Here is a 9,688-nt window from a genome sequence, read left to right as displayed (position 1 = left end):
TTGTCCCCCCCCCCCCCCCCCCCCCCACCCCCCCCCCCCCCCCCCCCGCCCCCCCCCCCCCCCCCCCCCCCCCCCCCCCCCCCCCCCCCCCCCCCCCCCACGCTGGGGAAGGCAGTCCGCCCACGCCACTCAGGTCGGTATCTCGCCAAAGTTCTTTCCCACGGGCAGCACCGCGTGCCGAATGAGCCGTGAATCCTCCACCGCGGCCTGCCTGTGCTTCACCGCTTCGCGATAGACGGGATCGCGGATCATCTCGACGAAGGCTGAGACGCTCGGATACTCCGCGATGAAGCAATGGTCCCAGCGCTCGGCCTCGGGGCCGATCAGCATCAGTTCGAATTTGCCCTGCCAGATAATGCGGCCACCGAGGCGCTCGAACACCGGGCCGCTTTCGCGGCCATAGGCCGCATAGGCTTCCGCGCCGCTCGCCTTGCGGGCATCCGGATAGGCCGCCTCTTTGCGCAAGCGCACCAGGTTCAGCATGTGGATCGGGCCGGGGCGGTCATTGTCCCGGAATTGCGCGAAAATCTCCTTGGTTGGATCGATGTGGCCCATCTGAGCTCCCTCTTGTTTCAAGCCGACGATCCTAGCTCTGCCGCCCAACCAGCGGAACTGCGGCCAGCGAATGCCGCACCTCCTAATCACGCGTTAACGTCCGGGTAACCGGGCCTTAAACAGCGGCCGCTAGCGTGCGGCGGGGCGGGCTGACCGGGCGTTTTGCGTATGGGGTTGGGAAAGAAAAAGGGTGGGCGGAAGGAGCCGTTGTTCGGCTTGCCCGCGGCGCTCGCCGACCTGCGCCTGACCGCAGCGGACCGCGTCCCCGGCGGCGATGACAAGCCGAAGAAATCAACGAAATCATCCGCCAAGCGCAAGAGCGACGATACCGGCGACGAGTCGCCGCGCGAGCGGAAGGCCCCGGCCGGCCGCGGCAGTGCCAAGCGGCGATCGAAGTCGCGCATCGGCGCTGGTCTCGGCCGCCTGGTCTATTGGGGCGCGGTGCTGGGCCTGTGGGGCGCGATCGCCGTGGTCGGCGTCGTGATCTATGTCGGCGCCCATCTGCCGCCGATCCAGTCGCTGGAAATCCCCAAGCGGCCGCCGACGATCCAGATCGTCGGCATCGACGGCAGCATGCTGGCGCAGCGCGGCGAGATGGCCGGTGCCAACGTCTCGCTGAAGGATCTGCCGCAATATCTGCCCAAGGCGTTCATCGCCATCGAGGACCGCCGCTTCTACTCGCATTTCGGCATTGATCCCGTAGGCATCCTGCGCGCGCTCGTCACCAACGTCATGCATCGCGGCGTGTCGCAGGGCGGCTCGACGCTGACGCAGCAACTGGCGAAAAACCTGTTCCTGACCCAGGAGCGCACCATGCAGCGCAAGCTGCAGGAAGCGGAGCTCGCAATCTGGCTGGAGCGCAAGCATTCCAAGAACGAGATTTTGGAGCTCTATCTCAACCGCGTCTATTTCGGTTCCGGCGCCTATGGCGTCGAGGCCGCCGCGCAGCGATATTTCGGCAAGTCGGCCAAGAACGTCACCGTCGCGGAAGCCGCGATGCTGGCAGGCCTCGTCAAATCGCCGTCGCGGCTGGCGCCGAACCGCAATCCCGAGGGCGCGGAAGCGCGCGCGAAAATCGTGCTCACGGCGATGGCGGATGCAAAATTCATCACCGACGCGCAGGCGCAGGCTTCGATCGGCCATCCCTCCTACAATGTGAAGCCGGTCGGCGCCGGCACGATCAATTACGTCGCCGACTGGATCGGCGAGGTGCTGGACGATCTGGTCGGCCAGATCGACGAGAGCATCAAGGTCGAGACCACGATCGACCCAAAGCTTCAGAGCGTGGCCGAAGCCGCCATCATCGACGAGCTCGCGGCCAAGAGCGTGAAGTTCAATGTCAGCCAGGGCGCGCTGGTGGCGATGACGCCTGACGGCGCGGTGCGCGCCATGGTCGGCGGGCGGAACTATTCCGAAAGCCAGTACAACCGCGCGGTCACCGCCAAGCGGCAGCCGGGCTCCTCGTTTAAGCCGTTCGTGTACCTCACAGCGCTCGAGCAGGGGCTGACGCCTGATACGGTCCGCCAGGACGCGCCGATCGAGGTCAAGGGCTGGAGACCTGAGAACTACACCCATGAATATTTCGGCGCGGTGACGTTGACGCAGGCGCTCGCGATGTCGCTCAACACGGTCGCCATCCGCCTCGGCCTCGAGGTCGGGCCGAAGAACGTGGTGCGCACCGCGCACCGGCTCGGCATCTCCTCGAAACTTGAGGCCAACGCCTCGATCGCGCTCGGCACCTCCGAGGTCTCGGTGGTCGAGCTGGTCGGGGCCTATGCGCCCTTTGCCAACGGCGGCCTGGCGGTGACGCCGCATGTCGTCACGCGGATCAGGACGCTCGGTGGCAAGCTGCTCTACATGCGCCAGACGGACGAGCGCAGTCAGGTCATCGACCCCCGCTATGTCGGCATGATGAACACGATGATGCGGGAAACGCTGATCAGCGGCACCGCCAAGAAAGCAGAAATCCCGGGCTGGCCGGCAGCAGGCAAGACCGGCACCAGCCAGGATTACCGCGACGCCTGGTTCATCGGCTACACCGCCAACCTCGTCACCGGCGTATGGCTGGGCAATGACGACAACTCGCCGACCAAGAAGGCGACCGGCGGCGGCCTGCCGGTGGAAGTCTGGTCGCGCTTCATGAAGACGGCGCATGAGGGCGTGCCGGTGGCAGCCTTGCCGAATTCGCAAGCGACCTGGGGCTTGTCGAACCTCGCGCAGGCGACGTCGCAGGTGTCGCCGCCAACAGCGGCAGCGCCCGCACCGGCACAGGCCAGCAACGGCAGCTATCGCCCGCCCCCCACACGCGCCAATGCGCGGCCGGAAGCAGCCGCAGGGCTCGACGGCTGGCTGATGGACCGACTGTTCGGCGGCAATCGGTAGCTTCGGCCTGAGGTCCTTGTCACCTCAAAACAAAAACGGCGAAAACAACCCCATGCACAGTAGCCGGCCATGTCCGGCGCGATGGGCGGTGGATGATGCGAAGGCTTTGATGCTGCGGGGAAAATCGAGCGCGCGGCGCGCGCCGTCGCTGCGTGGGGCGAGAGTCGCTTAAAACGCGCTGAGATCATCGCATTCTCAACTGTCATTCCCCGCGAAGGCGGGGAATCCAGTGCGCCACGGCTTCTCGATTCAATAACAACTGTCTCGGAATACTGGATCGCCCGGTCGAGGCCGGGCGATGACAGCTTCCGTATCGCTGACAGCGCGCCCTAATCCTCGACCCCATACCGATGCAGATCATTGCCGTACGTATCGAGCCACTTCTTGGCGCGCTCCATCGACGGGCAAGCCTTTCCGCAGACGCGCCAGAATCGCGCCGAGTGGTTCATCTCGACGAGATGGGCGACCTCGTGGGCGGCGAGGTAGTCGAGCACGTAGGCCGGCGCCAGGATCAGGCGCCAGGAGAACGACAGCGAGCCGGCCGAGGTGCAGGAACCCCAGCGACTCGATTGATCGCGGATCGAGAGCCGCTTCACCTTGACGCCAAGCTGGACGGCATAGGCTTCCGACGAGCGCTGAAGATCGCGGCGCGCCTCCCGCTTGAGGAAGTCGCTGACGCGGCGATCGGCATGCTCGGCGCCGCCGGCGACGCAGAGGATGCGTTCACCGCTATCGCGCACTTCAGTCCACACCGTACCGCGCGTGCCGGCGCGATGAACGATGCGGTGGGGCACGCCCCGAAGCGGTATCACTGTGCCAGGCTGGAACGGCGCGGCCTTCGGCAAACGGCCGAGACGTGCCGCGATCCACGCGCCGTGCCGCTGCGCAAAGTCTTTCGCTTCGGCGAGCGTGCCGCGCGGCGGCATGGTGAGGATGGCTTCGCGATCGCTCGGATGAATTCTGAGCGTGTAACGGCGCGCGCGGCGGTGCCGTCGCAGCCGAATCGCAAAAAACTGCGACCCATGGGTGATCAGGAGGGTCTTCGGTTCGTGGGGCCGCCGATAGAGGAGTGCGCGAGTGGCCATGTCTGTCAGTCCGGGGGGCAGGAGGGCGCCCGGATTCTGCCATAACCGCCGCCAGGGAAAGCGCTCGGCGCAAAAACAAATCATTTGCCCAATATACAGCGGTCTGGCGTCCGGGAGACCCTACAGACTGGGGTTGGAACCGGCTTTTTTCGCCCCCGCTGGACGCATGCGGCACCCCCAAGGGGTGAGGTTGGACTCACTCCTAGAAAGCTACCTGAATACCGCGAATCTGGAGGTTGCCTGCTCCCGTCGGAACCTCCGACAGGGCCTGAATTTTCGACGGGAAAGCCGAAAAACGCGTTTATTCGGCCGCGAGAGCCTGCAACGAGCTCGGATTCGCCGCCGACACCATGAAGTCATGGATGCGCGGCACGATTTCCGACTTGAAGCGCGAGCCGTTGAACACGCCGTAATGTCCGACGCCCTTCTGGACGTAATGAACGCGGCGATCATCGGGGATCGAGCTGCACAATGTGTGCGTTGCTTCGGTCTGACCGATCCCGGAGATGTCGTCGTTCTCACCTTCGACCGTCATCAACGCGACGCGCGTGACCTTGGAGGGATCGACGCGTGTTCCACGATGGGTCATCTCGCCTTTCGGCAGCGAGTGCTTCACGAACACGGTATCGACGGTCTGCAGGTAATACTCGGCGGAGAGGTCCATCACCGCGAGATATTCGTCGTAGAAATCGCGATGCTTGTCGACGAGGTCGCCGTCGCCCTTCACCAGATTGGCGAACAGGCGCTTGTGGGCGTCCATGTGCCGGTCGAGGTTCATGCTGATGAAGCCGTTGAGCTGCAGGAAGCCCGGATAGACGTCGCGCATCATGCCCGGATGCGGGAACGGCACCTTGGTAATGACGGTGTTGCGGAACCAGTCGATGCCGCGCTCCTGGGCGAGATTGTTCACGCCGGTCGGATTGCGGCGGGTGTCGATCGGGCCGCCCATCAGCGTCATCGACGTCGGCACGAAAGGATCGCGCCGCGCTTCCATGATCGAGACGGCGGCGACGACGGGAACGGAAGGCTGGCACACGGCCAGCACATGCGTGTTGCCGCCGAGGACATGCAGCATCTCGATGACGTAATCGATGTAGTCGTCAAGATCGAAGCGGCCGTCGCTGAGCGGCACCATGCGGGCGTCGGCCCAGTCGGTGATGTAGACCTCATGCGCCGGCAGGAACGCCTCGACCGTCCCGCGCAAGAGCGTCGCATAGTGGCCGGACATCGGCGCTACGATCAGCACGCGCGGCTGCGGGCTGCGCAAGGGACGCGCGAACTTGCGATCGAAGTAGAGCAGGCGGCAGAACGGCTTTTCCCAGACCGGGCGGACCTCGACCGGGACGCGGATGCCGTTGACCTCGGTGTCGTCGAGACCCCATTCCGGCTTGCCGTAGCGGCGCGTGGTGCGTTCGAACAATTCGCAGGCCGCGGCAACCGACTTGCCGACCTCGGTGCGCGCCCATGGATTGAGGGGATTCTGAAACAGCAGCTTGGTCGCGTCGGTGACCGCACGCGCCGGATTGAGAGAGGCCTGCGCCATCTCGTACATCCAGTACATCGGCGTCGTCAGGACCGGACTGCCTTCGGCCGCCAAGGGCGGCGCGCCGCCAAACTCACCAATAGGCATCGCTATATTCCTCTTCGCATCGCAGCATACTGCCGAATGCGTAATATTGCGTCAATGCATGGTTCCGTACATCTACGTGGCCGACGCGCCCAAACCATGCTGAATCCACCGATAAAGTGACGTCACTCGCCGCCCGACAGCAGCGAACCCTGCTTTCTGGCGCTGCGCAAAAGGGCAAGGAATGCCCCAAAAGATGCAACCAGCAGCACCACGTTGATGGCTAACGCACTCAACATCAGATCGGTCCTGAAGGTGTTTTCGATCAGCAGCGCGCGCATTCCTTCGAACACGTAGGTCGGCGGCAACGCCCAGGCGACATATTGCAGCCAGACCGGCAGCACGCTGACGGGATAGTAGACGCAGGCGAGCGGCATGATCGCGAACATCAAGGTCCAGACGATGCTCTCGGCGCCAAGGCCGTTTCGCAGCACCAGGCCAGAGACGAAGATGCCGACCGACCAGCTCGTGAAGATCAGGTTGCAGAAGAACGCGATCAGCGGCACGCCGAGCGCATAAACGTTGAAGTGGAACAAGAACAGCGCGAGCAGCGTCATCGGGATGACGCCGATCGCGAGCCGGATCAGGCTCATGATCATCAGCGACAGCAGAAACTCGATCGGCTTCAGCGGGCTCATCATGAGATTGCCGAGGTTGCGGGCCCACATCTCTTCCAGGAACGAGATGGAAAAGCCGAGCTGCCCGCGAAACAGGATGTCCCAGAGGATGACGGCGCCGATCAGCGTGCCGCCGGCACGCGCGAAGAAGTTGGCATTCTGGGCGATGTAGAGCTGAAGAAAGCCCCAGGTGATCACTTGTAGCGCCGGCCAGTAGAGCAGCTCGAGCAGCCGCGGCCAGGACGACATCAAGAGATACCAATAGCGCAGGATCATCGCGCCGATGCGGTGCATGGAGATGCCGCGATGGAGGGAAATCTCGCTCATCGCGCCGCCTCCTTCGCGCCGTTCACCCGGCCACGCGCGACGTCCAGAAACACCTCTTCCAGCGTGGTGCGGTTGTAGCGGGCCATGATGGCTTCGGGCGTATCATCGTCCTCGATACGGCCGCGCTTCATGATGATGACGCGGTCGCAGAGCCGCTCGACCTCGAGCATGTTGTGCGAGGCCAGGAGGATGGTGGCGTTGTTCGCCTTGCGATAGCGCTCCAGATGACCCCGGACCCAATCGGCCGTGTCAGGATCGAGCGAGGCGGTTGGCTCGTCCAGCAACAGCAGCTCGGGATGGTTGATCAGCGCCTTGGCGAGCGCGACGCGGGTCTTTTGCCCGGCGGAGAGCTTGCCGTTGGCGCGGTCGATGAAATCGGTGAGATCGAGATCGTCGGCAAGCTCAGCGATGCGACCGGCCAGGTTCTCCACTGCATAGAGCTTGCCGAACACGGTGAGATTCTGACGCACCGTGAGCCGCATCGGCATGTCGACATAGGGGCTCTCGAAATTCATCCGCCCCAGCACGGAAGCGCTCTCCTCCGGCATCCGATGCCCGAGCACCTGCACACGGCCGGAGGTCGGCAGCACGAGGCCCATGATCGTCGCGATGGTCGTGGTCTTGCCGGCACCGTTGCCGCCCAGAAGGCCGGTGATGCTGCCGCGCGGAAGCGAAAACGAGATATCGTCGACGGCACGGGTCTGCTTGTAGACTTTGACGAGGTGATCGACCGCGATGGCCGCGGATGACCTGCGATCCGCGACAGTCGGCCGACTTGAAGCCTTGTCATTCTCGGTCATGCTGGGCGTTCTTCTGCTATTGCTGCGGAGAGCGCAAGGCTTGTAATCCCGGGTGGTTCCGCGAGCTCTGCGTTTGTGATCGAGAAGGCACCGCAAAATTGGCCGACATGAGTGAAATTGCCGCTTCCGACTTCCGCCCCTCGCAGCGGCATATCCGCCTGGACACGATCCTGCGGCTGCGCTGGCTCGCGGTGCTCGGCCAGCTCGCTGCGATTTTCATCGTGGCGCAAGGGCTGGAATTCGACGTCGAGATCGTCCCCTGCGTCAGTATCATCGCGCTGTCGGCGGCGCTCAATCTGGCGCTCCAGACCGTGTCCAATCCGCTGCAGCGGCTGGAGCCGATGCAGGCGGCCGGACTGCTCGCGCTCAACATCGTGGAGCTGGCGGGTCTGTTATTCTTCACCGGCGGACTCCAGAACCCGTTCTCGTTCCTGTTCCTCGCGCCCGTGCTGATCTCGGCCACCGCGCTGCCGGCCCGCTTCACCTTCGGCCTCGGCGTACTGGCTGTCGCCTGCGCCTCGGTCCTGGTCTTCTTCCATCTGCCGCTGCCCTGGGATTCCGACGATCCGCTGGTGCTGCCGCCGATCTATCTCGTCGGCGTCTGGCTCTCGATCGTGCTCGCGATCGGCGTCACCAGCCTCTACTCGTTCCAGGTCACCGAAGAGGCTCGGAAACTTGCGGACGCGCTGGCCGCCACCGAGCTGGTGTTGACGCGCGAGCAGCATCTGACCCAGCTCGACGGCCTGGCTGCGGCCGCAGCGCACGAACTCGGCACGCCACTCGCGACGATCTTCCTGATCTCGCGCGAGCTGGAGAAGACGGTGAAGGATGCGAATTTTGCCGCCGACCTGAAGACCCTGCGCGAGCAGACGCAGCGTTGCCGCGACATATTGAGCAAGATCACCCAGCTCTCCGCCGAAGGCGCGCCGTTCGACCGCATGAAGCTGTCGGAGCTGATCGAGGAGGTGGTGGCGCCGCACCGCGATTTCGGCGTCGATATCAAGGTGCGTATCGCCGTCGCCATCGTGGCCGAGCCGGTCGGTTCGCGCAATCCGGCGATCCTCTACGGCGTCGGCAACATCGTCGAGAACGCGGTCGATTTCGCCCGCACCACGGTCGAGGTCAACGCGTGGTGGAACAACGACATGATCGAGATCGTGATCTCCGACGACGGCCCCGGTATTCCGCCCGACATCCTGAAACGGATCGGCGAGCCTTATTTGTCGCGGCGACGCACCCGGGATGAAGGCGGCGGGCTGGGATTGGGCGTGTTCATCGCACGCACCTTGCTCGAACGCACCGGCGCCAAGGTCTCGTTTACCAACCGAACCTTTCCGGACCATGGCGCAGTGGTCCAGATCACGTGGCCAAGAGAGCGTTTTGAGGCTATCGAGACCTTCGAAGAAACATTAGGATAGTCCGCGACCTTGCGTCGCACAGCAGGGCCGGTCGACTATTGGCGGCCTTGGCACCGCCCGATTGCGACGCCATATGTAGACGCGCTGGAGAGAGGACAAAACCTTGAACGCCATCGCCGAATTGAACGAACAGACCGACCGCTCGCTTCTCATCGTGGAGGACGACAAGCCGTTTTTGGAGCGGCTGTCGCGCGCCATGGAAACGCGTGGGTTTGCGGTGACGTCATGCGACACTGTCTCGGACGGTCTGGCGCAGATCGGCAAGGCGGCTCCCGCATTCGCCGTGGTGGATCTGCGGCTCGGCGACGGCAACGGTCTCGACGTGGTTTCGGCGCTCAAGAAGAAGCGCCCCGACGCCCGTGCAATCGTGCTGACCGGCTATGGCAACATCGCCACCGCCGTGACCGCGGTGAAGATGGGCGCGATCGATTATCTCTCCAAGCCCGCGGATGCCGACGATGTCGTCGCCGCGCTGCTGTCGACCGGCTCGGACAAATCCGAATTGCCGGCGAACCCGATGTCCGCCGACCGCGTGCGCTGGGAACACATCCAGCGCATCTATGAGATGTGCAACCGCAACGTCTCGGAAACGGCACGGCGGCTGAACATGCACCGGCGCACGTTGCAGCGGATTCTAGCGAAGCGCGCGCCGCGATAATACTCACGGCTACCGTGCCCCGGACGCAGCGCAGCACGAAGTGATGCGCTGTTGAGCCGGGGCCTCATTCTTTTTAGAGAGCTAGAAGCCCCGCCTGTCTTCTGGGTCCCGGCGCGGGGGGGGGCCCCCCCCCCCGGTGGGCCCCGCCCGGGGACCGCGGGCCCCCCCCCCCCAAAAAAAAACAAAACCACACGCGAGCCCACCCCCGGGTTTAGCAAA

At 64.3% G+C, this 9,688-nt stretch carries 8 protein-coding genes; 3 read left to right on the top strand and 5 right to left on the bottom strand.

Annotated features, from left to right (window positions below):
• Positions 1–129: 129 nt before the first annotated feature.
• The gene (locus ABIB06_RS38640) at positions 130–555 is read right to left on the bottom strand and encodes a DUF1330 domain-containing protein (protein ID WP_354053382.1); all 426 of its coding nucleotides are present in this window, start codon (positions 553–555) and stop codon (positions 130–132) included.
• A 168-nt stretch (positions 556–723) separates the two neighbouring features.
• Here ABIB06_RS38640 and ABIB06_RS38635 point away from each other — a divergent pair, with 168 nt between their 5' ends.
• A complete protein-coding gene (locus ABIB06_RS38635) occupies positions 724–2,937 on the top strand; it encodes a transglycosylase domain-containing protein (protein ID WP_354053381.1) in 2,214 nt (737 codons plus the stop codon).
• Between the two features lie 329 nt (positions 2,938–3,266).
• On the opposite strand, the gene ABIB06_RS38630 is transcribed toward ABIB06_RS38635, so the two are convergent.
• The 4 genes from ABIB06_RS38630 to ABIB06_RS38615 form a co-directional block, all read right to left on the bottom strand.
• Entirely contained in the window at positions 3,267–4,106 is an 840-nt protein-coding gene (locus ABIB06_RS38630; protein WP_354053380.1) for a M48 family metallopeptidase, read from the bottom strand.
• 217 nt (positions 4,107–4,323) lie between these two features.
• The gene (locus ABIB06_RS38625) at positions 4,324–5,652 is read right to left on the bottom strand and encodes a polyhydroxyalkanoate depolymerase (RefSeq protein WP_247351646.1); all 1,329 of its coding nucleotides are present in this window, start codon (positions 5,650–5,652) and stop codon (positions 4,324–4,326) included.
• 122 nt (positions 5,653–5,774) lie between these two features.
• Positions 5,775–6,593, bottom strand: coding sequence for an ABC transporter permease (locus ABIB06_RS38620; RefSeq protein ID WP_247351643.1), 819 nt, complete (start codon positions 6,591–6,593; stop codon positions 5,775–5,777).
• Positions 6,590–7,393, bottom strand: a complete 804-nt coding sequence (locus ABIB06_RS38615; protein WP_354053379.1) for an ABC transporter ATP-binding protein — start codon at positions 7,391–7,393, stop codon at positions 6,590–6,592. The genes ABIB06_RS38620 and ABIB06_RS38615 overlap by 4 nt, the downstream gene beginning before the upstream one ends.
• A 107-nt stretch (positions 7,394–7,500) precedes the next feature.
• Here ABIB06_RS38615 and ABIB06_RS38610 point away from each other — a divergent pair, with 107 nt between their 5' ends.
• Positions 7,501–8,811 (top strand): ActS/PrrB/RegB family redox-sensitive histidine kinase, encoded by a 1,311-nt coding sequence (locus ABIB06_RS38610; protein WP_354053378.1) that lies wholly within the window; start codon positions 7,501–7,503, stop codon positions 8,809–8,811.
• Between the two features lie 103 nt (positions 8,812–8,914).
• Positions 8,915–9,469 carry an ActR/PrrA/RegA family redox response regulator transcription factor gene (locus ABIB06_RS38605; protein WP_211395226.1) on the top strand — a complete coding sequence of 185 codons (555 nt, stop codon included), beginning with the start codon at positions 8,915–8,917 and terminating at the stop codon, positions 9,467–9,469.
• The last annotated feature ends 219 nt before the right edge of the window (positions 9,470–9,688 follow it).

The organism is Bradyrhizobium sp. LB8.2, assembly GCF_040548035.1.
Lineage (GTDB): Bacteria > Pseudomonadota > Alphaproteobacteria > Rhizobiales > Xanthobacteraceae > Bradyrhizobium.
The sequence above is the reverse complement of the archived record's forward strand: the minus strand, read 5'-3'. Positions and strand labels throughout refer to the sequence as shown.